22 protein-coding genes are annotated in these 22,071 nt (G+C 70.5%); 20 read left to right on the plus strand and 2 right to left on the minus strand.

All coding sequences use genetic code 11. The features are described 5' to 3' along the window. Nucleotides 1-203 precede the first annotated feature (203 nt). From ACTMO_RS0100580 to ACTMO_RS0100600, 4 genes are all read left to right on the plus strand, one after another. Nucleotides 204-1,667 carry a M1 family aminopeptidase gene (locus ACTMO_RS0100580; protein ID WP_051099132.1) on the plus strand — a complete coding sequence of 488 codons (1,464 nt, stop codon included), beginning with the start codon at nucleotides 204-206 and terminating at the stop codon, nucleotides 1,665-1,667. Nucleotides 1,668-1,789: 122 nt separating this feature from the next. After that, nucleotides 1,790-2,452, plus strand: coding sequence for an HAD-IA family hydrolase (locus ACTMO_RS0100585; protein WP_051099003.1), 663 nt, complete (start codon nucleotides 1,790-1,792; stop codon nucleotides 2,450-2,452). Between the two features lie 109 nt (nucleotides 2,453-2,561). Continuing rightward, complete coding sequence (locus ACTMO_RS0100590) at nucleotides 2,562-2,768, plus strand: PqqD family peptide modification chaperone (protein WP_019852708.1); 207 nt, start codon at nucleotides 2,562-2,564, stop codon at nucleotides 2,766-2,768. A gap of 241 nt (nucleotides 2,769-3,009) precedes the next feature. Further along, a complete protein-coding gene (locus ACTMO_RS0100600; protein ID WP_019852710.1) occupies nucleotides 3,010-3,306 on the plus strand; it encodes a DUF5753 domain-containing protein in 297 nt (98 codons plus the stop codon). 41 nt (nucleotides 3,307-3,347) lie between these two features. Here ACTMO_RS0100600 and ACTMO_RS0100605 read toward each other — a convergent pair whose 3' ends face one another. Continuing rightward, nucleotides 3,348-4,553: an isochorismate synthase gene (locus tag ACTMO_RS0100605; RefSeq protein ID WP_019852711.1), complete on the minus strand. Its 1,206-nt coding sequence runs from the start codon at nucleotides 4,551-4,553 to the stop codon at nucleotides 3,348-3,350. 180 nt (nucleotides 4,554-4,733) lie between these two features. Between ACTMO_RS0100605 and ACTMO_RS19995 the strand changes: the two genes are divergently transcribed. The 3 genes from ACTMO_RS19995 (at nucleotide 4,734) to ACTMO_RS0100625 (ending at nucleotide 7,255) form a co-directional block, all read left to right on the plus strand. Beyond that, the gene (locus ACTMO_RS19995; protein ID WP_245555976.1) at nucleotides 4,734-5,267 is read left to right on the plus strand and encodes a DUF3592 domain-containing protein; all 534 of its coding nucleotides are present in this window, start codon (nucleotides 4,734-4,736) and stop codon (nucleotides 5,265-5,267) included. A gap of 254 nt (nucleotides 5,268-5,521) precedes the next feature. After that, on the plus strand, nucleotides 5,522-6,451 hold the full coding sequence (paaC, locus tag ACTMO_RS20000) for a 1,2-phenylacetyl-CoA epoxidase subunit PaaC (RefSeq protein ID WP_084791979.1): 930 nt from the start codon (nucleotides 5,522-5,524) through the stop codon (nucleotides 6,449-6,451). A 192-nt stretch (nucleotides 6,452-6,643) separates the two neighbouring features. Beyond that, the gene (locus tag ACTMO_RS0100625; protein WP_019852714.1) at nucleotides 6,644-7,255 is read left to right on the plus strand and encodes a hypothetical protein; all 612 of its coding nucleotides are present in this window, start codon (nucleotides 6,644-6,646) and stop codon (nucleotides 7,253-7,255) included. A 50-nt stretch (nucleotides 7,256-7,305) separates the two neighbouring features. Here ACTMO_RS0100625 and ACTMO_RS0100630 read toward each other — a convergent pair whose 3' ends face one another. Continuing rightward, on the minus strand, nucleotides 7,306-8,148 hold the full coding sequence (locus tag ACTMO_RS0100630) for an inositol monophosphatase family protein (RefSeq protein WP_019852715.1): 843 nt from the start codon (nucleotides 8,146-8,148) through the stop codon (nucleotides 7,306-7,308). Between the two features lie 143 nt (nucleotides 8,149-8,291). On the opposite strand from ACTMO_RS0100630, the gene ACTMO_RS0100635 reads away from it, so the two are divergent. The 13 genes from ACTMO_RS0100635 to nuoK all read left to right on the plus strand — a co-directional run bounded on the left by ACTMO_RS0100635 (nucleotide 8,292) and on the right by nuoK (nucleotide 22,015). After that, complete coding sequence (locus tag ACTMO_RS0100635) at nucleotides 8,292-8,981, plus strand: demethylmenaquinone methyltransferase (protein WP_019852716.1); 690 nt, start codon at nucleotides 8,292-8,294, stop codon at nucleotides 8,979-8,981. A 224-nt stretch (nucleotides 8,982-9,205) separates the two neighbouring features. Further along, nucleotides 9,206-10,504, plus strand: coding sequence for a geranylgeranyl reductase family protein (locus tag ACTMO_RS0100640; RefSeq protein ID WP_026448735.1), 1,299 nt, complete (start codon nucleotides 9,206-9,208; stop codon nucleotides 10,502-10,504). A 159-nt stretch (nucleotides 10,505-10,663) separates the two neighbouring features. Then, nucleotides 10,664-11,029: an NADH-quinone oxidoreductase subunit A gene (locus ACTMO_RS0100645; RefSeq protein WP_019852718.1), complete on the plus strand. Its 366-nt coding sequence runs from the start codon at nucleotides 10,664-10,666 to the stop codon at nucleotides 11,027-11,029. Between the two features lie 75 nt (nucleotides 11,030-11,104). After that, entirely contained in the window at nucleotides 11,105-11,806 is a 702-nt protein-coding gene (locus ACTMO_RS23575) for an NADH-quinone oxidoreductase subunit NuoB (RefSeq protein WP_019852719.1), read from the plus strand. 6 nt (nucleotides 11,807-11,812) lie between these two features. Further along, nucleotides 11,813-12,547 carry an NADH-quinone oxidoreductase subunit C gene (locus ACTMO_RS0100655; RefSeq protein ID WP_026448736.1) on the plus strand — a complete coding sequence of 245 codons (735 nt, stop codon included), beginning with the start codon at nucleotides 11,813-11,815 and terminating at the stop codon, nucleotides 12,545-12,547. Nucleotides 12,548-12,611: 64 nt separating this feature from the next. Beyond that, nucleotides 12,612-13,964, plus strand: coding sequence for an NADH-quinone oxidoreductase subunit D (locus ACTMO_RS0100660; protein WP_019852721.1), 1,353 nt, complete (start codon nucleotides 12,612-12,614; stop codon nucleotides 13,962-13,964). Further along, nucleotides 13,965-14,756, plus strand: coding sequence for an NADH-quinone oxidoreductase subunit NuoE (nuoE, locus tag ACTMO_RS0100665; protein ID WP_019852722.1), 792 nt, complete (start codon nucleotides 13,965-13,967; stop codon nucleotides 14,754-14,756). A gap of 8 nt (nucleotides 14,757-14,764) precedes the next feature. Then, a complete protein-coding gene (gene nuoF / locus ACTMO_RS0100670) occupies nucleotides 14,765-16,111 on the plus strand; it encodes an NADH-quinone oxidoreductase subunit NuoF (protein WP_019852723.1) in 1,347 nt (448 codons plus the stop codon). Then, the gene (locus ACTMO_RS0100675) at nucleotides 16,108-18,795 is read left to right on the plus strand and encodes an NADH-quinone oxidoreductase subunit G (RefSeq protein WP_019852724.1); all 2,688 of its coding nucleotides are present in this window, start codon (nucleotides 16,108-16,110) and stop codon (nucleotides 18,793-18,795) included. The genes nuoF and ACTMO_RS0100675 overlap by 4 nt, the downstream gene beginning before the upstream one ends. A 2-nt stretch (nucleotides 18,796-18,797) precedes the next feature. Further along, on the plus strand, nucleotides 18,798-20,132 hold the full coding sequence (gene nuoH / locus ACTMO_RS0100680; RefSeq protein WP_019852725.1) for an NADH-quinone oxidoreductase subunit NuoH: 1,335 nt from the start codon (nucleotides 18,798-18,800) through the stop codon (nucleotides 20,130-20,132). Then, entirely contained in the window at nucleotides 20,119-20,685 is a 567-nt protein-coding gene (nuoI, locus tag ACTMO_RS0100685; RefSeq protein WP_026449433.1) for an NADH-quinone oxidoreductase subunit NuoI, read from the plus strand. Before nuoH ends, nuoI begins: the two co-directional genes overlap by 14 nt. Next, nucleotides 20,685-21,719, plus strand: coding sequence for an NADH-quinone oxidoreductase subunit J (locus tag ACTMO_RS0100690; RefSeq protein ID WP_033401609.1), 1,035 nt, complete (start codon nucleotides 20,685-20,687; stop codon nucleotides 21,717-21,719). The genes nuoI and ACTMO_RS0100690 overlap by 1 nt, the downstream gene beginning before the upstream one ends. Then, on the plus strand, nucleotides 21,716-22,015 hold the full coding sequence (gene nuoK, locus ACTMO_RS0100695; RefSeq protein ID WP_019852728.1) for an NADH-quinone oxidoreductase subunit NuoK: 300 nt from the start codon (nucleotides 21,716-21,718) through the stop codon (nucleotides 22,013-22,015). Before ACTMO_RS0100690 ends, nuoK begins: the two co-directional genes overlap by 4 nt. The last annotated feature ends 56 nt before the right edge of the window (nucleotides 22,016-22,071 follow it).

Here is a 22,071-nt window from a genome sequence, read left to right on the forward strand (position 1 = left end):
TTTCCTTCTCGGTGCGGCAAATTCCTCAACGGTGTCGTGGTGGTCCGACGGGGGTGTGTCCCCGTAGGGTGCTGCTGGTTCGGAGTTGATCGCGCTCGGTGTGCGCGGTGCCACCGAACGCGTCCGGACCGAGCCGTGTTCGAGGAGGTATCCACGTGTTGCGGAGACGAGGTCTGCGCACCGCCGTCGCCACCTGTGGCGTCATGGCGGTGTTGGCGACCCCGGCGCTGGCGGGAAGTGGCAGCCCCGGGGAACCGGGGGTCGGTGATCCGTACTTCCCGGAGGCGGGTAACGGCGGTTACGACGTCTCGCACTACGACGTCAAACTGCGTTACCAGCCGAAGAACGACCTGCTGCGGGGCACCACCACCATCGTCGCCGAGCCGACCAAGGATCTCAGCGCGTTCAACCTGGACTTCGCGTTGGAGGTCGACTCGGTGCGGGTCAACGGTCTCCCCGCGAAGGTCAGCCGCTCGGGTGATACCGAGTTGACGGTCGAGCCGAAGAGGACCCTGCGGGAGGGCAGCCTGGCCACGTTCGTGGTCTCCTACGCGGACAGGCCCTCCGAGGTGAGGGTGGACGGGAGCACTCCCTGGAAACGCACCTCCACCGGGGCCGTGGCCGTGGGGCAGCCGCAGATCGCCGAGTGGTGGTTCCCCAGCAACGACCACCCCAGCGACAAGGCCACCTTCGACATCTCCGTGGCGGTGCCCAACGGCACCGAGGTGTTGTCCAACGGGGAGATGACCGGCCGTTCCCGCACGGGCGGTTGGACGCGGTGGAACTGGCGGATGCCCACGCCCAGCGCCACCTACCTGGCCTTCCTGGCCATCGGGCAGTACGGGATCTCCGGCAAGACCGGTGCCTTCGACCAGCCGATGATCACCGCCTACGCGGACGGGCTGGGTGAGCTGGCCGACCCGGCCAGGGCCAGTGTGGAGCGCACGCCCGAGGTGCTGGACTTCCTGTCCGGGCTGTTCGGCGAGTATCCCTTCCGGTCCCAGGGTGGTGTGGTGCCCGCCGAGGGACTCGGGTTCGCTCTGGAGACCCAGACCCGGCCGGTCTACAGCCCCGGTTTCTTCCGGATCGGTTCCAACACCTCGGTGGTCACCCACGAGCTGGCGCACCAGTGGTTCGGTGACTCGGTGGCGGTGCGGGACTGGCCGCAGATCTGGCTCAACGAGGGCTTCGCCAGCTACGCCGAGTGGTTGTGGGCCGAGCACCAGGGCAACGGCACCGCCCAGCAGCTGTTCGACCACTACTACTCGCTCTATCCGGCCGACAGCGAGTTCTGGCAGGTGAAACCGGGTGATCCCGGCAGGGAGAACCTGTTCCACGGTGCCGTCTACGACCGGGGTGCGATGACGCTGCACGCGCTGCGCAACCGCATCGGCGACCGGGACATGCTGCGCACGGTGCGTGCCTGGTACGAGCAGAACCGCGACGGCAACGCCACGGTGGAGGAGTTCGTCGCCCTGACCGAACGGATCTCCGGTCAGCAGTTGGACGGCTTCTTCGACGAGTGGCTGTTCAGCGCGGGCAAGCCGCCGGTGGGCGAGCGGACCGGGGTGCCACGCACGGCGACCGCTGCCGCCGCCGAGCCGGAGGCCGTCAGGCAGCTCGACCACACCCACGAGCTGCTGGCCCGTCAGCACGGCCACGGCTGAGTCGCTCGTGTCGGTGACGGTGGTCACCGACACGTGTGGACGCCCGGTCGGGGATTTCCGACCGGGCGTCCCCGTGGGGTGAGTTCGTTCGTGCGGGGCGCTGGTACGGATAGAGTGACCTCGTGGATCTTGCGGTACTGGACATGGCGGGGACCACGGTCGCCGAGAACGGTGTGGTCGAGAAGTCGTTCCGGGCGGCGCTGGAGCGGGTCGGGGTGCCGGTTCCGGCCGACCTCGAACAACGGTTCCGGCAGCTGCGCGGCGGGTCCAAAACGGACATGTTCGCCGAGCTTCTCGACGGAGACCGTGGGACGGCGGCCCGGGCGCACGCGGCGTTCGAGGAGGCGCTGGCCGAGTACGTGTCCGCGGGAACGGTGACCGCGCTGCCGCAGGCGACCGAGACCATCCGGATTCTGCGGGGGCTCGGCGTCCGAGTGGCGCTCGTGACCGGTTTCGGGGCCGCCACGCGTGATCTGCTCGTCGAGTCGTTGGGTTGGACGGACGTGGCCGATCTCGTGCTCTGCTCCTCGGACGTCGACCGCGGGCGTCCGCACCCGGATCTGGTGCTGACGGCGGCGCTGAGGCTGTCGGTCTCGGCGATGCGCCGGGTCGCGGTGGCGGGGGACACGGTCAACGACCTGTTGGCGGGCACCAACGCCGGGGCGGGCATGGTGGTGGGGGTGCTCTCCGGCGCGCACGGCGTGGCCGAACTGGGCAGAGCCCCGCACACGCACCTGCTGTCCACGGTGGCTGATCTGCCCGAGGTGCTCGACGGGCGTATATAAGAGATCGCACCTTCGCGTGAACTTCGGTGCGTGTGGCTGTGTGGCGGGAAGTTCGTGCCTAGGCTCGGCGGTGTCGAATCATGCTCGCGCGAGGTGCCGGAGTTGTCACATGGGACTGCTGCTGCGTGACGATTCCCCCGCCCGTCTGACCACGGCCGGAGCGTGGGTGCTGCGGGACCTGGCCGGAGGGGAGACTCCCGAGCGTGTGGTGAGCAAGGTGGTAGCCGCCTACCGGGTCGATTCGGAGGCCGCGCGGCGGGACGTGGCCGCGGTGGCCGAACGGCTGCGTTCGGCCAGATTCGGCGCGGAGAGCTGATCTTGCCAGGCCCAGGACGCTCGGGAACGGTCTCGGTGGGGTTCAGGTTTCGGCGGGGCCGTTCTCGGAGCGAGCTCTGAGATCACGGAGCGCGGATTCGACGGTGTGGGCCAGGTTCTCCAGTCCTGACTCGGTGGCCACCATCTCGAAACTACCGAACTGTTTCCCGAGTTGCAGCTCGACCTCATCACCACAGCTCGACGAAGCAGCGCTACGCCGTATAGCCGGAAACTCGGAGATCATGCGAGGTCAACTCGCCAGGTTACTCGAAGCCGTCGAACGACCGAACGTCGAGCTGCGGGTCATCCCCTTCGATGTCGGGTACTACATGGGGCAGTCCCATGACTACACGATCTTCGGTTATGACACGAACCCGGCTGTGGATATCGTGCATCTGGAACAGCACGACGGCGGCGATTACGTGGAGAACCCCGAGCAGATCGCGAAGTACCGTGCGTTGTGGGAGCAGCACAAGGCTGTCGCACTCGGCCCGGAACAGACGCGGCGTTTCCGGGCGGGGCTGGGCACGTCCGACTGAGGCCTCACCGGTTCCACCGGGGCCGTGCCCGGCCGGTGTGCTCACCGCATCCCTTCCAAGGCCTCGCGCACCGGAAGCAGTTTCGCCGCGGCCTCGGCCACCTCGGTGTCCGGGTCCGAGTCGGCCACCACCCCGCAGCCCGCGAACAGTCGGGCCCGTGACCCACCGCCGTCGTCCTCGCCGAGCCGCGCGCAGCGCAGGGCTATGCCGAACTCCCCGTTGCCGTCGGCGTCCTGCCAGCCCACGGGGCCGCTGTAGCGCCCCCGGTCCATCTCCTCCAGTTCGTCGATCAGCTCGATGGCCCGCGCCGTGGGGGAACCGCCGACCGCCGCCGTGGGGTGCACCGCCCTGCTCAGCCGCAGCAGCCCGGCCTGCCCGTTCTCCGCCAGCGTCGGATCGAGCCTGCCCGCCACGTCCGAGGCCAGGTGCAGCACGTTGCGCAGCCGCAGCACCTCGGGCGTGGTGGGTACCTCCAGTTCCTTGCAGAACGGTTCCAGCTCGCGGGCCAGGGACCGCACCGCGTGGGTGTGCTCGCCCCGGTTCTTGGCCGAGTCCACCAGTTCGGTGACCAGCTGCCGCTGGGTGCTTCCCGGCCTCGGCCAGGCGGTCCCGGCGAGCACCCGCGAGTTCACCTCGTCACCGGCGCGGCGCAGCAGCAGTTCCGGGGTGGCCCCGACCAGACCGTCCACGGCGAAGGTCCAGCAGTCCGGGTAGCGCAGGGACAGGTTGTCCAGCAGATACCTGGTGCGCAGCGGTTCCGGCGTGGTGGCTAGCAGGTCGTGCGCCAGCACCACCTTGTCCACCTCCGCGCCGTCCCTCATGCGCCGCACCGCCTCGGCCACGGCCCGCCGGTAGCGCGTGGCGGGGAAGTCCCCGTCCTCGTAGCGCACCTCTCCGGGGGCGCTGGGGGAGGGCGCCGGACGCAGGTCGGGCCGGCAGTCCCCGACGGTGGTGATCCAGCGCACGCCGCCGCGTTGGCCCACGATCACCTTGGGAACCATCAGAGTGGAGCTACCCGGATGGTCGGAGAAGGCGATGCTGGTGAAGGCCACCGGTCCGGTCCCCGGAAGTCCCACCTCGTCGTCGACCTCCATGTTCGCGACCAACCGCCGCCACCGCTCGTCCGCCTCCAGGAACCGGTCCGCGCCGCCGGTCTCGATGCGGGCGGCCTCCCCCCAGCCGACGAGACCGGACCCGTTCCGGAGCCAACAGACCGGGTCCGCCTCCGGATCGAACCCCTCGGGCACCGACGCCAGCAGACCCGGGCTTCCCTCTTCCGAAGGAATCCGTCGTGTGCGGACAGTAATAGTGCGCTGGAAATGCTCCACACAGCGAGGGTAGGTCTCCGTGCCGGGTGGCGGAGCACACCCGCCCGCTTCCGGCCGCTCGTCCGTGTCCACGGCCGGGCTGGCCTATAATCACCGGCCGTGGCTGCCGAAACGCGCACGCGGGAGAACACCGCAGCCGGGACCGACCACCCTCCGGAGCGGAGGGCGATCCCGGGGATGCGGCGACTCAGACAGCTCGCGCCCCGGCTGGTGCTCGCCCTGGGAGGACTGCTCACCGCGATCGCGTTGGGGATCCTGCTGGCCTGCCACATCGACGACCGCACCATCGAACAGTCCCGGGGCACCGCCGTCGCCGAGGTGACGGAGAAGACGTTCTTCCGCACCGTGGTGCGGTTCAACACCGACAACGGACGGGTCTACGTCCCCTCCGGCGGGGTGCTCTACCCCGAGGACCTCAAGGAAGGACAGCTGGTCCGGGTCGAGTTCGACCGGGACAACCCCGAACTGGTGCGCGTCGCCGACCGGGACATGCGGGTGGCGCTGCTGCCCGTCGGCAGCGCCACGGCCATCGTCTGGGCGGTGCTGCTGCCCCTGTACTGGGTGCTGCGCAGGAACGCCCCGCGGCCGGTGAACACGAAATCCGAGCAGGAGCGCCCCTCCCCGGCGGAGTGAGCCACGTCTCCGGCCCACCCCGGAGACGTCGATGGGGTGGCCGGGTTCGACGGGACTGGGCGCTGAGCGGGCGCGGTGCGACACTGGGGAAAAGTCCTCTCCCCTCATCCGGGAGGAACCCCGACACCCCGCGGACGCGGGGACGGCGTGACTCCGGTGTGGTTTCCGCCCGTTCGGGCGGCTTCCGGCCACACCGCCCTCGTCCGGTCTCTTTCCGTCGACGAGCGCCCACCGGGCGCGGAATCGAGGCGGTCATGAACTCTTCTGCGGGTTTCGCCGGCGGAAGCGGCGAAGTGCGCGCCGGACACACCGGTGGCACCGCACGCCCCGAGGTGGGGTGGTCGGTGCGTCCGGCGGGCGCCGATCCCCTGGCCGGGGTGGATCACCGCGTCCCCGGGGACGTCTCCCCCGCCGACCTCTCGACGTACTGTCTGATGCTCGGCGACGACGCCCTGGTGCTCTCCCGCAGGCTGGCCCAGTGGTCCTGCCACGGACCCGACCTGGAGGAGGACCACACCCTGGTGGGCATCCTGCTGGAGCTGCTGGGCAGCGCCCGCCAGCTGCTCGGACGGGCGGGAGCGGTGGAGGGGGAGGGCCGCGACGAGAACACCCTGGCCCGTACCCGGGGTGTGGAGCAGTTCCGCAACGTGCGGCTCGTCGAACTCGACTGCGGCCCCGGCGCCGGTGGCGACTTCGCGGCCTCCGTGGCGCGGCTGATGCTGTGCGCGACGTGGCGCACGGCCCTGCTGCGGAGACTGACCGACAGCCGCGACCCCGTGCTCTCCGCGCTGGCCGCGATCGCCTGGCCCGAGGCCAGGGGACACCGCGACCACGCCGTGCAGTGGGTCATTCGGCTGGGCGACAGCACCTCCGTCAGCAGGGACAGGATGCGTGCCGGGCTGGCACGCGTGTGGCCCATGACGGGGGAACTGTTCGCGGTCCACCCGGTGGAACGGCGGCTGGCCGAGGCGGGCTACGCCGTCGATCCCGCCGGACTGCGCGGCGAGGTGTCCGCGCTCGTCGACGAGGTGCTGTCCGTGGCCCGGCTGGATCCGCCCGACGCGGGCGTCTTCCACTCCGGCGAACCGTTGGGACGTTCCGGCGCGCACACGGCCGCCCTGGAGTTCCTGCTGGCCGAGTTGCGCCAGGGTGCCGAGGAAGCGGCAGCCCTGGAACTCCGCTGACGGGCTCGCCCGCACGACCCGGTCCGGCGGGCCGGGACGCGCTCGCCGAGGCGGAGAAAACGCAGGGTTCTGAGTACTTTCCCCCAAGCGGAAGGCCCGCTCAGTGGGCATAGTCGTGAGATGGCGTAATGCGCGCCGCGCACACGGCCGGGGGGAGTCGAGTGAAGGGCACCGCGGAGAATGAGCGGATTCGTGACGCATCTGATCGTGGCGCTGCTGGCCGGAACGCTCGGGGCCCTGCTCGGGATGCTGCTGCGTCCCACCCCGGCACCCGTGGCCGTGCCGGGTGGTGAGCCGCCGCGCACGGTCGCGCGGCAGCACGTGGACCCCGGGTCGGGTTCCCGGGACCGTGCCGGTGAGCGGGACACCTGGCGGTGTGAACTCGCCCGGTGCGAGCAGGCCGTCTCCCGTTCCGCCCGTGCGGTGGACACGGTCTCCTCCTGTCCGCTGCGTCAGGGGCTGCGGCACGTGGTCCACCGGATGGAGGCCGAACTGCCCACGGTGCGGACCCTGGTCGAGCTGGGACGCGAGCTGGACGGACAGCGCCGTCACGACGCCACGCTGCTGCGGGTGCGCCGCCAGGTGCACGCCGCCGCCGAGGAGTTCACCGGATTCGCCGACCGGTTGACCGCGACGGTCTCCGAGATCGCGGCCGAACCGGACCCGGCCCGGGCACGGGAGCGGATCGAGGCGCTGCGCGCGTGCTTCCCCCTGCTGCCCGCGATGTCGGCGATTCTGGACGGGCGCGAGGCTTCCTCCGTGGAGCCCACCGACGAGGGACAACCGCTGCCGGGAGGCCCCTGAGGACGGCGCCGGGCGCGGCGCGCCGCCCGGGGCGTTCGGTGCCGTGTCCGTCACCGCACGGCGGCGGCCCTGCCCCACCAGGCGAACGCGGTGGCCTCCATCCCGGGGGCGGCCACCAGCAGACCGTCGTGCGGCAGCGCGGCCGGCAGGCCGTGTCGGTCGAGGACCGTGGCCCCGGCCTCCACCGCCAACGCCAGGGCTCCCGCCACGTCCCACTCCCCGTAGGTGGGCAGCACGGCGGCGGCGGCCTGGCCGAGCGCCACCTGGGTGATGGCCAGCGCCGGCGAGCCCAGCACGCGCACCCCGAACCGGTCGGCCGCCGCGTTGGTGATGAAACGGTCCATCCCCTCCCAGGGGCCGTGCCTGGTGAACTCGGTGCAGACGAGGGCGGACTCCGGTGGACCCTCGCCCTCCAGCCGCACCGGTGTGCCGTTGACGCGCATCCCCCGGCCCCTGGCCGCCGCGTAGATGCGCTCCCGGTACGGATCGGCCACCACCCCGACCACGGGTCCGTGGTCGTCCAGCATGGCCAGGCTGTAGGCGCACCAGGGAACGCCCGCCGTGTAGTTGGCCGTCCCGTCCACCGGGTCGACGACCCAGCGCAGCCCGGTTCCGGCGCGGGCCGTGCCGGACAGGTCGAACTCCTCGCCGAACACCGGCACGCCCGGGAAGCGGTCGGCCAGCACGCGGCGTGTGTGCCGCTCCAGGGTCCGTCCGGTGTCGGTCACCCAGTCGAACGGCGGGTCGGCGGTCTTCCGGTCGGGGGCGCCCTTGCCCGCGGTGGCCGTGATGACATCGGCCGCCTCGTTGGCCAGCCGCCCCGCCGTCTCCAGCGCGTGCGAGACCAGTGCCGGTTCCGCGTGTCCGGACTCTCGGGAGAACGTGATGTCCATCCCGATCCATACTCGACTCACTGAGTGACGAGCGGACTACGTTCGGGTGGACGGCCGGATATTTTCCGGTCACGATCCCGGCTGCGCCCTCCTCCACCCGGGTGCGCGGGCGGGGCCGGGTGGGGGCCACGTAGGCTGCGGGTGTGTCTCGTGCCGATCTGGACAGGGATCCCCGCGCGGTCGCCGCGATGTTCGACGACGTGGCCCGTCGCTACGACCTGACCAACACGGTGCTCTCGCTGGGGCTGGACCGCCACTGGCGGGAGGCGACCAGACGGGCCCTGGCCCCCGTCGAGGGGGAGCGGATCCTGGACCTGGCCGCGGGCACGGGGGTTTCCACGGCCGAGTTCGCCCGCTCGGGGGCCATGTGCGTGGCGGCGGACTTCTCGCTCGGGATGCTGTCGGCGGGCCGGAGCAGGAGGCTTCCGATGGTTGCCGCCGACGCCCTGCGGCTGCCCTTCCCCGACGGGACGTTCGACGGGGTGGCCATGTTGTTCGGGCTGCGCAACCTGGCCGACACGCGGGCGGGTCTGCGGGAGATGGCCCGGGTGGTCCGTCCCGGCGGTCGGCTGGTGATCTGCGAGTTCTCCACCCCGCCCCGACAGCCGCTGCGCGCCCTCTACCGCGGTCTCGCGTTGCGCGCGGTGCCGCCGGTGGCGCGGACGGTGGCCAGCAGCCCGGAGGCCTACGTCTATCTGGCCGAGTCGATCCTCGCCTGGCCGGAGCAGCGCCGTCTGGCCGGGGTGATCGCCGAGTCCGGGTGGTCCCGGGTGGCCTGGCGCGACCTCACCGGCGGCATCGTGGCGCTGCACCGGGCGGTCAAGCCGCACTGAACCGCCCCGCCCTCCTCGGCGGGAGCTCCTTCCGGTGGGAACACGCACCGTGATCTCGTGGGACGACGCGGAACCATCGAACGTGTCAGGCGTTTCGTCCTAGACTCGTTAGTGAACTCGTTCACAAGTATGCCGGTTCGGTGAAGGCCGTCCCACGACCGGTGATCGCCGTGGCGGCGGAACCGGTCGCCGACCGGCGTGTTCCTTCGACCTCAGGGAGTTTCATGGACACCACCTCCAGCCACCAGCGCCCCGCCGAGGACGCGGAGGTGATCGTCGTCGGGGCGGGCCCCGCCGGGGCCACCGCGGCGACCTACCTCGCCCGCGCCGGAGTGGACGTGCTCGTTCTGGAGAAGAGCACCTTCCCCCGGGAGAAGGTCTGCGGGGACGGCATCACCCCCAGGGGGGTGAAGGAGCTCGTCGACCTGGGGGTCGACACCGGCCGGGACGCGGGATGGCTGCACAACCGCGGCCTGCGGGTGGTCGGCGGCGGGGTGAGCCTGGAACTGGACTGGCCCGACCTGGCCGACTATCCGCCCTACGGCCTGGTGCGCCCCCGCCACGACTTCGACGACCTGCTCGTCCGGCACGCCCAGCGCGCCGGGGCCCGGCTGCGGGAGCACACCTCGGTGACCGAGGCGCTGACCGACGAACGCACCGGACGGATCACCGGGGTGCGCGCCAAGTCGGGCCCGGAGCGGGCCGAGGTGACCTACCGGGCGCCGCTGGTGGTCTCCTGCGACGGGGTCTCCGGACGGTTGGCCCTGTCGATGGGGTTGGAGCGCAGCGCCGACCGCCCCATGGGGGTGGCCGTGCGCCGCTACTACGCGAGCCCGCGCAGCACCGACGAGTACCTGGAGTCCCACCTGGAACTGTGGGATCACTCCGACCCGGCGGAACCGAAGCTGCTGCCGGGCTACGGCTGGATCTTCGGCATGGGGGACGGCACGGCCAACGTGGGACTCGGCGTGCTGTCCACCTCGAAGGCCTACGGCAGGACCGACTACCGCGCGTTACTGCGCACCTGGTTGGAGGGTACCCCCGACGAATGGGGGCTGCGCGAGGACAACGCCACGGGCAGGATCGGCGGGGCCGCGCTGCCCATGGGGTTCAACCGCAAGCCGCACTACGGCTCCGGCCTGTTGCTGGTGGGCGACTCCGGCGGAATGGTGAACCCCTTCAACGGGGAGGGCATCGCCTACGCGATGGAGTCGGCCCGGCTGGCCGCCGAGTGCGTGGTCCGCGCCCGGGCCCGACCCGAGGGGCCGTCCCGGGAGCGGGCGCTGCGGCGCTACCCCGAGGCGGTCGCCGAGTCCCTCGGGGGCTACTTCCGCATGGGCACCGTGTTCAGCAGGCTCATCGCCCACCCGACGGTGATGCGCACCGCCACCAGGTACGGCCTGCCCCGGGTGACGCTGATGCGCTTCGTGCTCAAGCTGCTGGCGAACCTCTACGACCGCAGGGGAGGTGACGCCATGGACCGTGTGATAAGTGCCACTACTCGGCTCACGCCTAGCGCCTGAGGGGGCGCGTCTGATCAGATTCCGGCGACCGTGTGCCGTAACTCATAAAGTTAGGTTCACCTCAATACAGGGTGGATTCGGGCGACCGCATACAGTCCGGGATGCGGCCGCCGGATCGGCTCGGAGGGCCGCGGGAACCGGAGTAAGGAGGCAGGCACAGTGCTGGATCCCTACATCCCGCTGGTGCTGATGTTCGCGCTGGCGTTCGGCTTCGCCGTGTTCTCCGTCGCGATCGCGCCGCTGGTCGGCCCGCGCCGGTACAACCGCGCCAAGCTCGACGCCTACGAGTGCGGCATCGAACCATCGCCGCAGCCGGTCGGCGGTGGCGGTCGCATGCCGGTCGCCTACTACCTGACGGCGATGATGTTCATCCTGTTCGACATCGAGATGGTCTTCCTGTTCCCGTACGCGGTCTCCGCCGACGCGCTCGGGCTCTACGGCGTGGTCGCGGTGATCCTGTTCATCGTCACCTTCGGTTTCGCCGACCTCTACGTGTGGCGGCGTGGTGGCTTCGATTGGGAGTGACCATGACGCCGCGCTGGGACAACGCCCGGATCACTGCCTCGCCGGTCGGGGCTGCTCGTGGAAGGGAGTGCCGAGATGGGGCTTGAGGAGAGCCTGCCGAACGGCATCCTGCTGGCCAACGTGGAGAAGCTGGTCAACTGGACCCGCAAGACCTCGATGTGGCCCGCGACGTTCGGTCTGGCCTGCTGCGCGATCGAGATGATGACGGTCGGCGGATCGCGCTACGACATCGCGCGGTTCGGGATGGAGCGGTTCTCGGCGACCCCGCGCCAGGCCGATCTGATGATCGTGGCCGGCCGGGTCACCAACAAGATGGCGCCGGTGCTGCGCCAGATCTACGACCAGATGCCCGAACCGCGCTGGGTGCTGGCCATGGGCGTGTGCGCCTCCACCGGCGGGATGTTCAACAACTACGCGGTGGTGCAGGGCGTGGACCACGTGGTGCCGGTGGACATGTACCTGCCCGGCTGCCCACCCCGCCCGGAGATGCTGCTCGACGCGATCCTCAAGCTGCACGCCAAGGTCATGGACGAGCCGATCAACGCCAAGCGCGCGGAGCTGCGGGCCGAGCGGGGCGAACGCACCGAGCTGACGGCCTCCTCCGAGAAGTACGCGCCGAAACGGGCGGGCAAACGCAGGATGGCCCAGCGCCAGCAGCGGGCCCAGCGCCGCGAGATGGGCGCGGAGGGCGAACTCGGGGCCGCCGGTGTGGAGAGCCTGCCGCCGGCAGGCTCCGGTGGTTCCGGGCGGCGCGACGAGATATCGACTGGCAGGTGATTGTCGATGAGCGGTGAACAGGCCTCGGGCGGCCTTCCCGAGACGGCGGCCGAGCACACCGGTCCCGACACCGAGGAACGCGAGGTGGTGGCGGGTCGTCCCCGCAAGGGCATGTTCGGTGTCACCGGCACCGGTGACACCTCCGGTTACGGCGGCCTGCGGCTGCCCGCCTACGTGCCGCCCGCCGCCGAGCGGCCCTTCGGAGGCTGGTTCGACGAGGTCGCCGACGGGCTGTTCGAGGGGATGAACAACAGGGGTGTTCCCCCGGAGGCGGTGCTGCGGATCACCGTGGACCGCGAGGAGATCACCTTCTACGTGGACCCCGAGTACCTGGTGGAGATCTGCCGCATCTTCCGCGACGAGCAGCGGCTGCGCTTCGAGTTCTGCAGCAGCGTGTCCGGTGTGGACTACGGACCCGAGGTTCCGCGTCGCCTGCACTCGGTCTACCACCTCACCTCCATGACCTACCGCAGGAGGATCCGGGTGGAGGTGGCCGTCGACGCGGAGGAACCTCGGGTTCCGTCCGTGGTGGAGGTCTACCCCACGGCCGACTTCCAGGAACGCGAGGCCTGGGACATGTTCGGGATCGTCTACGAGGGACACCCCGGGCTCACCCGCATCCTCATGCCGGACGACTGGCACGGACATCCGCAGCGCAAGGACTACCCGCTCGGCGGCATCCCGGTGGAGTACCAGGGCGCCGAGGTGCCCCCGCCCGACCAGCGCAGGTCCTACACGTGAGCGGTTGTGAATCCGTCGGGCGCGCCCGCCGTGGCGGTCGGGCAGCGCCCTTCGAGGAGGACTCATGAGCATCGACGCCGACCAGGCCGCCGGTTCCCGTTCCGGTGGTGACCCGTTCTCGGCGGAGGCACGGGAGACCACCGAGGGAAGGGTCTACACGGTCACCGGAGGGGACTGGGACGACTTCCTCGACGACGCCGACCGGGAGGAACGCGTCGTCATCAACCTGGGACCGCAGCACCCCTCGACCCACGGCGTGCTCCGGCTGGTGCTGGAACTGGAGGGCGAGCGGGTCACCAAGGCCCGTTCGGTGATCGGCTACCTGCACACCGGGATCGAGAAGAATACCGAGTACCGCACCTGGACCCAGGGCGTCACCTTCGTCACGCGGATGGACTACCTGGCTCCGCTCTACAACGAGGCCGCCTACTGCATGGGAGTGGAGAAGCTGCTGGGGATCTCCGCGCCGAAGCGGGCGGAGACGATCCGGGTGCTGCTGATGGAGCTCAACCGCATCTCCTCGCACCTGGTGTTCCTGGCCACCGGGGCCATGGAGCTCGGTTCCACCACCGGGATGACCTACGGCTTCCGCGACCGCGAGGAGGTGCTGCACCTGCTGGAGTTCCTCACCGGGCTGCGGATGAACCACGCCTTCATCCGACCCGGAGGGGTGGCCCAGGACCTGCCGGAGAACCACCGGGAGAAGATCCTGGAGTTCTGCAAGGTCATGGACAGCAGGCTGACCGACTACGACAAGCTGTTCTCCGGGCAGCCGATCTGGAAGCAGCGGTTGCAGGGGGTGGGCCACCTCCCGCTGGACGCCTGTCTGGCCCTGGGAACCAGCGGGCCGATCCTGCGTTCGGCCGGTCTGGGCTGGGACCTGCGCAAGATCCAGCCGTACTGCGGCTACGAGGAGTACGACTTCGAGGTCCCCACCAGCACCGACGCCGACTGCTTCGCCCGGTTCCTGCTGCGGGTCGAGGAGATCCGGCAGTCGCTGCGCATCGTCCGCCAGTGCGTGGACAAGTTGGAGTCCGGCCCGGTCATGGTGGAGGACCCCAAGATCGCCTGGCCCGCGCAGCTGACCGTCGGCCCGGACGGCATGGGCAACTCGCTGGAGCACGTGCGCAAGATCATGGGCCAGTCGATGGAGTCGCTGATCCACCACTTCAAGCTGGTCACCGAGGGCTTCGACGTGCCCCCGGGGCAGGTCTACGTGCCGGTGGAGGCACCCCGGGGCGAACTGGGCTACCACATGGTCTCCGACGGCGGAACCCGACCCATGCGGGTCCACGTGCGGGACCCCAGCTTCGTGAACCTGCAGGCCTTTCCCGCGATGGCCGAAGGCGGTCTGGTCGCGGACGTGATCGCCGTTGTCGCCTCGATCGATCCGGTGATGGGTGGGGTGGATCGTTAAATGACCGAGCAGTTCGACTACACCAGAACCGAGCACGTGCTCGACCCGAGCGGACCGACCCCCGCCGAACACGCCGGATCCGACGCGGACGTGTTCGACGAACGGGTGCGGGCCGAGGCCGGGGCCATCATCGAGCGCTACCCGGACTCGCGTTCGGCGCTGCTGCCGATGCTGCACCTGGTGCAGTCGGTGCAGGGGTGCGTCACCACGGAGGGGATGCGTTTCTGCGCCGAGCAGCTGGCACTGTCCACCGCCGAGGTGAACGCGGTGGTCACCTTCTACACCATGTACAAACGCGAGCCCTGCGGGAAGTACCTGGTCAGCGTGTGCACGAACACGCTGTGCGCGGCCATGGGCGGGGACGAGACCTACCGGGCCCTGTCCGAGGAGCTCGGGGTCGGCCACGAGGAGACGGCGGGCACGCCGGGCAGCGAGGGCTCGGTGACCCTCGAACACGCGGAGTGCCTGGCCGCCTGCGACTTCGCCCCGGTGATGCAGGTCAACTACGAGTACTTCGACCACCAGACCGCCGAGCGCGCGCTGGAGACGGTGCGCGCGCTGCGCCGGGGGGAGCCTCCCCACCCCACGAGGGGGGCGCCGCTGACCGACTTCAAGGACACCGAGCGTCAACTCGCCGGGTTCTTCGACGGACCCGGGGCACGGGAGGGGGCCACCGCCTCCGCGTCCGCCCCGGAGACGGTGCGCGGTGCGGAACTGGCCCGGCAGGAGGGCTGGACCGCGCCGCCCATGCCCGACGAGGTCGACCTTCCGCCGGTCCCGGACACGAAGTGAGGCGGGCGATGAGTGAAGCGAACACCCACGGCACGACGGCCAGCGCGGGTTCCGCCCCGCTCACCCCGGTGCTGACCAGGCGCTGGCTGTCCCCCGAGTCCTGGTCGCTGCGCACCTACGAGCAGCTGGAGGGCTACACCGCCCTGCGCACCGCCCTGGCCGCCCATCCCGACCAGATCACCGAACTGGTCAAGTCGGCGGGGCTGCGCGGACGCGGCGGGGCCGGTTTCCCCTCCGGCGTCAAGTGGGGCTTCATGCCCAAGGAGCGCTCCCGACCCCACTACCTGGTCATCAACGCCGACGAGGGGGAGCCGGGCACCTGCAAGGACGTCCCGCTGATGATGGCCGACCCGCACTCGTTGATCGAGGGCTGCGTGATCGCCGCCTACGCGATGCGTGCCAACCACTGCATGATCTACGTGCGCGGCGAGGCGCTGCACTGCATCCGCAGGCTGCACCACGCGGTACGCGAGGCCTACGAGGCGGGCTACCTCGGCCGCAACATCCTCGACTCCGGCTTCGACCTGGACGTGGTGGTACACGCCGGGGCGGGGGCCTACATCTGCGGCGAGGAGACCGCGCTGCTGGACTCGCTGGAGGGCAAACGCGGCCAGCCCCGGCTCAAGCCGCCCTTCCCCGCGCAGGCCGGGCTGTACTCCTGCCCGACCACGGTCAACAACGTCGAGACGATCGCCTCGGTGCCCTACATCGTCAACGGTGGCGCCGAGTGGTTCCGTTCCATGGGCCGCGAGAAGTCCCCGGGACCCAAGATCTTCTCGCTGTCCGGACACGTCGAACGCCCGGGGCAGTACGAGGCCCCGATGGGGACGACGCTGCGGGAGCTGCTCGACCTCGCCGGGGGCATGAAGGACGGCGTCCCGCTGAAGTTCTGGACCCCCGGAGGCTCCTCGACGCCGCTGTTCACCGCCGACCACCTCGACGTGCCGCTGGACTTCGAGGGGGCCACCGAGGCCGGGTCGATGTTGGGGACCACGGCCCTGATGATCTTCAACGAGACGGTCTCGGTGCCGTGGGCGGTGATGAAGTGGACCCAGTTCTACGAGCACGAGTCCTGCGGCAAGTGCACCCCGTGCCGGGAGGGCTGCTTCTGGATGGCCCAGGTGCTGGAACGGATGGTGGCCGGACGTGGCACCGAGGAGGACATCGACACGCTGCTCGACGTCTGCGACAACGTGCTGGGTCGTTCGTTCTGCGCTCTCGGCGACGGCGCGGTCAGCCCCATCACCAGCGGCATCAAGTACTTCCGCGAGGAGTTCCTCGCCCTGTGCGAGAGCAACCGCGGTCAGGACAACACACAGGATCGTGAATCCGCACTGGCAGGAGTGGCCCGATGACGGTGGCATCCGCGTCCGGAAACGACACCGCAGAACCCCGGCCGGTGCCCGAGGGGCACGTCCGGCTGACCATCGACGGGATCGAGGTGGACGCCCCCCAGGGGGAACTGGTGATCCGCACGGCGGAACGGCTGGGCATCGTGATCCCGCGTTTCTGCGACCATCCGCTGCTGGACCCCGCCGGCGCGTGTCGACAGTGCCTGGTGGAGGTCGAGGTCAACGGCAAGCCCATGCCCAAACCGGCGGCCTCCTGCACCCTGGCCGTCTCCGACGGGATGGTGGTCCGGACCCAGCGGACCTCGCGGGTGGCGGACAAGGCCCAGCAGGGCGTGATGGAGCTGCTGCTGATCAACCACCCGCTGGACTGCCCGATCTGCGACAAGGGCGGGGAGTGCCCGCTGCAGAACCAGGCCCTCAAGCACGGGCGTGCCGACTCGCGGTTCGTGGACCAGAAGCGCACCTTCGCCAAGCCCGTGTCCATCTCCTCGCAGATCCTGCTGGACAGGGAGCGCTGCGTGCTGTGTCAGCGCTGCACCCGGTTCTCCAAGCAGATAGCCGGTGACCCGTTCATCGAACTGCTCGAACGGGGGGCGCTGCAACAGATCGGCACCGGGGAGGAGCAGCCCTTCCAGTCCTACTTCTCCGGCAACACCATCCAGATCTGCCCGGTGGGGGCGTTGACCAGCGCCGCCTACCGCTTCCGCTCCCGCCCGTTCGACCTGGTTTCCACCCCCGGGGTGTGCGAGCACTGCTCCTCGGGGTGCTCCCAGCGCACCGACTGGCGGCGCGGGAAGGTCATGCGCAGGCTCGCCGGGGAGGACCCCGAGGTCAACGAGGAGTGGAACTGCGACAAGGGACGTTTCGCGTTCCGCTACGCCACCGCCGCCGACCGGTTCACCACACCGATGGTGCGGGACTCCGAGTCGGGGCGGCTGCGCAAGAGTTCCTGGACCGAGGCGCTGCGGGTGGCCGCCGAGGGGCTGCTCGACGCCCGCGACTCGGGCGGTGTGGGGGTGCTGCCCGGCGGCAGGCTCACCCGGGAGGACGCCTACGCCTACGGCAAGTTCGCCCGCATGGCGCTGCGCACCAACGACGTCGACCACCGTGCCCGCCCGCACTCCCCCGAGGAACTGGACTTCCTCGGCGCGGCCGTCGTCGGCACCGGCCCGGAGCGTGGGGCGGTCACCTACGCCGACCTGGAGGCCGCGCCCACGGTGCTGTGCGTGGCCTTCGAACCGGAGGAGGAGTCGCCCATCGTCTTCCTGCGGCTGCGCAAGGCGGCCCGCAACGGGGGGACGAGGGTGTTCCACCTCGGACAGTGGTACTCGCCCGGCGTGGAGAAGACCACCGACGTCATGGGGGCCGGGGGCCCCGTCCACAGCGGAGAGCTGCTGCGCTGCCTGCCCGGTGAGGAGGCCGTGGCGCTGTCCGAACTTCCCGAGGAGGTGGAGCGCGGGCTGAGCGAACCGGGAGCGGTGCTGGTGGTCGGCGAGCGCGGCGCCCGGATCCCGGGGCTGTACTCGGCCGCGATGCGCGCCGCCGAACGCACCGGCGCGCGACTGGCCTGGATCCCCCGGCGCGCCGGGGAGCGCGGGGCCGTGGACGCGGGAACCCTGCCGACGCTGCTGCCGGGCGGCCGCCCGGTCACGGACCCGGTGGTCCGCGCGGACCTGGAACGGCAGTGGGGAGCCGAGGAGGGCACCATCCCGGGGCGGCCGGGACGGGATCTCGACGGGATCCTCGCCGCCGCCGAGTCGGGGGAACTGTCCGGCCTGCTGGTCGGCGGGGTGGACCCGGAGGACCTGTCCGACCCGGCCCGGGCCGACCGCGCCCTGCGGGCGGTCGACTTCCTGGTGAGCCTCGAACTGCGCCCCACCGGGGTGACCGAGCACGCCGACGTGGTGCTGCCCGTGGCCCCCACGGTCGAGAAGTCCGGCACCTTCCTCAACTGGGAGGGGCGGCCCAGGGAGTTCGAGATCACCATCGAGGGAACCGGCGCGGTGCCGGACTGCCGGGTGCTGGACACGCTGGCCGTGGAGATGGACGTGGACCTGTTCACCCAGACCCCGGCCGCGGTGGCCGGTGAGATCGAACGGCTCGGCCCGAATCCGGGGGTACGTCCCCAGCCGCCGGACGTGTCCGCGCAGGCCCCGCCGCGCCCCGGCCCGGGACGGGCACTGCTGGCCACCTGGAGACACCTGCTGGACAACGGGAGCCTGCAGGACGAGGAGCCGCACCTGGCCGGAACGGCCCGTCCCCCCGTCGCCCGGCTCTCCGCCGAAACCGCGCGTCAGCTGGGGGTGAGCGCTCCCCAACCTGTGGTGATCACCACCGACGGGGGAGGGGAGCTCACCCTCGACTCCGAGGTGGTGGACATGCCCGACGGGGTCGTCTGGGTGCCCGGCAACTCGGGGGAGTCCCGGATCAACCGGAAGCTCGGCCTCGGACACGGAGCGGTGGTGGACATCGCAGCCAGCTCCGCGCCCCCGCGCGGCGGCGTGACCGATCCGGAGGACGCCGCCGGGGCGGAGGTCCCGGCCGGTACGAGTGAGCGGGAGATCCCGCTGACGGCCGTGCACGAGCGGTACCGCACCAACGGGCACGCCGGACACGGCGGCCCCAACGGCAACGGCCGGGCCGACAACGACGGCGGATCCCGCCAGGCCGACGGGGGAGGCGCGTAACCATGAACGAGACGGCACGCCTGATCGCCGACGACCCCATCTGGCTGATCCTGCTCAAAGTGGTGGGAACCTTCGCGTTCCTGGTGGTGATGACCCTGCTGACCATCTGGGCGGAGCGCCGGGTCATCGGCAGGATGCAGCAGCGCCCCGGCCCGAACCGGGCGGGGCCCTTCGGCATACTCCAGTCCCTGGCGGACGGGCTCAAGCTCGCCTTCAAGGAGGACATCCGCCCGGTGCTGGCCGACAAGTGGATCTACGTCCTCGCCCCGGTGGTCTCGGCGACCCCCGCGCTGGTGGCCTTCTCGGTGATCCCGGTCGGCGGGGAGGTGACCATCCTCGGCGAGCGCACCGCCCTGCAGCTGGTCGAGCTGCCGGTGAGCCTGCTGGTGGTGCTGGCCAGCGCCTCGGTCGGGGTCTACGGCATCGTGCTGGCTGGCTGGTCCTCCGGCTCCCCCTACCCGCTGCTGGGGGCGCTGCGTTCGGCAGCGCAGGTGATCTCCTACGAGATCGCGATGGGGCTGTCGTTCATCGCGGTCATCCTCTACGCGGGCACGCTGTCCACATCGGGCATCGTGGCGGCCCAGGAGAACGGGTGGTTCTTCGCGCTGCTTCCGTTCAGCTTCGTGGTCTACGCGATCGCGATGGTCGGCGAGACCAACCGCGCCCCCTTCGACCTTCCCGAGGCGGAGTCCGAGCTGGTCGGAGGGTTCCACACCGAGTACTCCTCGTTGAAGTTCGCGCTGTTCTTCCTCGCCGAGTACATCAACATGGTCACGGTCTCGGCGCTGGCGACCACGTTGTTCCTCGGCGGCTGGCACGCGCCGTGGCCGCTCTACCTGGTCGGGGACGGGGTGCTCAACACCGGGTGGTGGCCGGTGCTGTGGTTCCTGCTCAAGACGATGGCGTTCCTGTTCGTCTTCGTCTGGCTGCGCGGCACCCTGCCTCGGCTGCGCTACGACCAGTTCATGAACCTCGGGTGGAAGGTGCTGGTCCCGCTGAGTCTGGTGTGGATCTGTGCCGTCACCGCCATCCGGGGGGTGCGCAACGCCGACCTGGTCGGTTCCCGGGAGTTCCTGTTCATCGGCGGGGGAGTGGTGGTGGCCCTGCTACTGCTCGCCTTCCTGGTACCGGACCGGAAACCGCAACCGGCCGAGCACGACGAGGACGAGGTGCCGCTGACCGGCGGGGGATACCCGGTACCGCCCGTGGACCTGCGGGTTCCCGAGAGCCCACGCGGGACCACCGTCTCGGCCACCTCGGGCGGGCGCGCGCGGCTGCCCGAGTCCGGCCAGGAGTCCACCGGATCGACGAAGGAGGATCCCGATGGGAATGACTGATCCGCTGAAGGGCTTCGGGGTCACGCTGTCCAAGATGTTCAAGACGGTGCTCACCGAGGAGTACCCCGAGGTCAAGAAGATCCCCGCGCCGCGTTTCCACGGCAAGCACCAGCTCAACAGGCACCCGGACGGGCTGGAGAAGTGCGTGGGCTGCGAGCTCTGCGCTTGGGCCTGCCCCGCCGACGCCATCTTCGTCGAGGGCGGGACCAACACGGAGGAGGAGCGGTACTCCCCGGGGGAGCGCTACGGGTTCGACTACCAGATCAACTACCTCAGGTGCATCGGCTGCGGACTCTGTATCGAGGCCTGCCCGACGAGGGCGCTGACGATGACCAACGAGTACGAGACCGCCGACGACGACCGACGGAACCTGATCTACACCAAGGAGGACCTGCTCGCCCCGCTGTTGCCGGGTATGGAGCAGCCGCCGCACGGGATGCGGCTCGGTGAGGACGAGCAGGACTACTACGTGAACGGTCCGGAGCTCGCCCGTCGTCAGGGTGTCCCCGAGAACACGACGGTGGAGACCGGTGACGAGGAGGCCGTGCGGTGATGATCCTGACGGCAGCCGGCACGGTGCTCGCGCAGACGCCGCTGGCCCAGCAGGGCGTCATCGGCACCGGCGAGACCGTGGTGTTCTGGATTCTCGGGCCGCTGGCCCTGCTCGGCGCGCTCGGCATGGTGTTCGCGCGCAGCGCCGTGCACTCGGCGCTGTGGCTGGTGCTGACGATGCTGAGCCTCGGGGTGCTCTACATGGCCCAGAACGCGCAGTTCCTCGGGTTCACCCAGATCATCGTCTACACCGGCGCGATCATGATGCTGTTCCTGTTCGTGCTGATGCTGGTCGGCAGGGACGCCTCCGACTCGGTGGTGGAGGTGCTGCGCGGCCAGCGGCTGGTCGCGGGGGTGCTCGGGGTGGCGCTGGCGGTGCTGCTCACCGCCGGGCTGGCCCGGTCGCTGGAAGGGGTGGTTCCGGCCGCCCCGCTGGACCCGTGGGCCCCGGGCGGGGGAGCCGCGGGCGGACTCGGCCAGGTGATCTTCACCGACTACCTGTTCCCGTTCGAGCTCACCTCGGCGCTGCTGATCACCGCCTCTCTCGGGGCGATGGTGCTGGCCTACGGCGGCAAGGGGCGCAAGCCCCGCATGAGCCAGCGGGAGACGGTGCGGGCGCGGTTCCGCGGCGAGTACGCCCGTCCCTCCCCGTTGCCGGGTCCCGGTGTGTACGCCACGGCGAACTCGGTGGCCACCCCCGCGTTGCTGCCGGACGGTTCGGTGGCCGAGGACTCGCTGTCGGAGATTCTGGACAACACTCCGGTGGAGCGGCTGCGGCCCGACCGCGAGGCGGTATCCGGCGAGGTCGAGTCCCCCGACCCGCACGCGCTGACCGGCCGTTCCCCCCGGTGGAGCGGCTCCGAGGAGTCCTCCGAACAGCGGGAACGGGGCGAGGAGCACTCCTCCGCGGAGGCTTCCGGTTCCGCGCGGGGCGGTGACGGTGACGACCACGGCGGCAACGGTTCCGTGCCCACCGTGGACGGTGACGTCCCCGAGAACCCCGGCGCCGACTCACCCGAGGAGGTCAGGCAGTGACCCCCACCCACTACCTGCTGCTTTCGGCACTGCTGTTCACCATCGGCACGGTCGGGGTGCTGATACGGCGCAACGCGATCGTGCTGTTCATGTGCGTGGAGCTGATGCTCAACGCGGTCAACCTCTCCCTGGTGACCTTCGCCCGCGTCGAGGGCACGATCGACGGACAGGTCATGGCCTTCTTCGTGATGGTCGTCGCCGCCGCGGAAGTGGTGGTCGGGCTGGCGATCATCATGTCCATCTTCCGCACCCGCCAATCCGCGTCCGTCGACGACGCCAACCTGCTGAAGTACTAGCCCACACCGAACGGACGCACAGCGCATGAACCCACGGAACGGATGGGGAGACAGCG

It is taken from the genome of Actinopolyspora mortivallis DSM 44261 (genome assembly GCF_000384035.1).
Lineage (GTDB): Bacteria > Actinomycetota > Actinomycetes > Mycobacteriales > Pseudonocardiaceae > Actinopolyspora > Actinopolyspora mortivallis.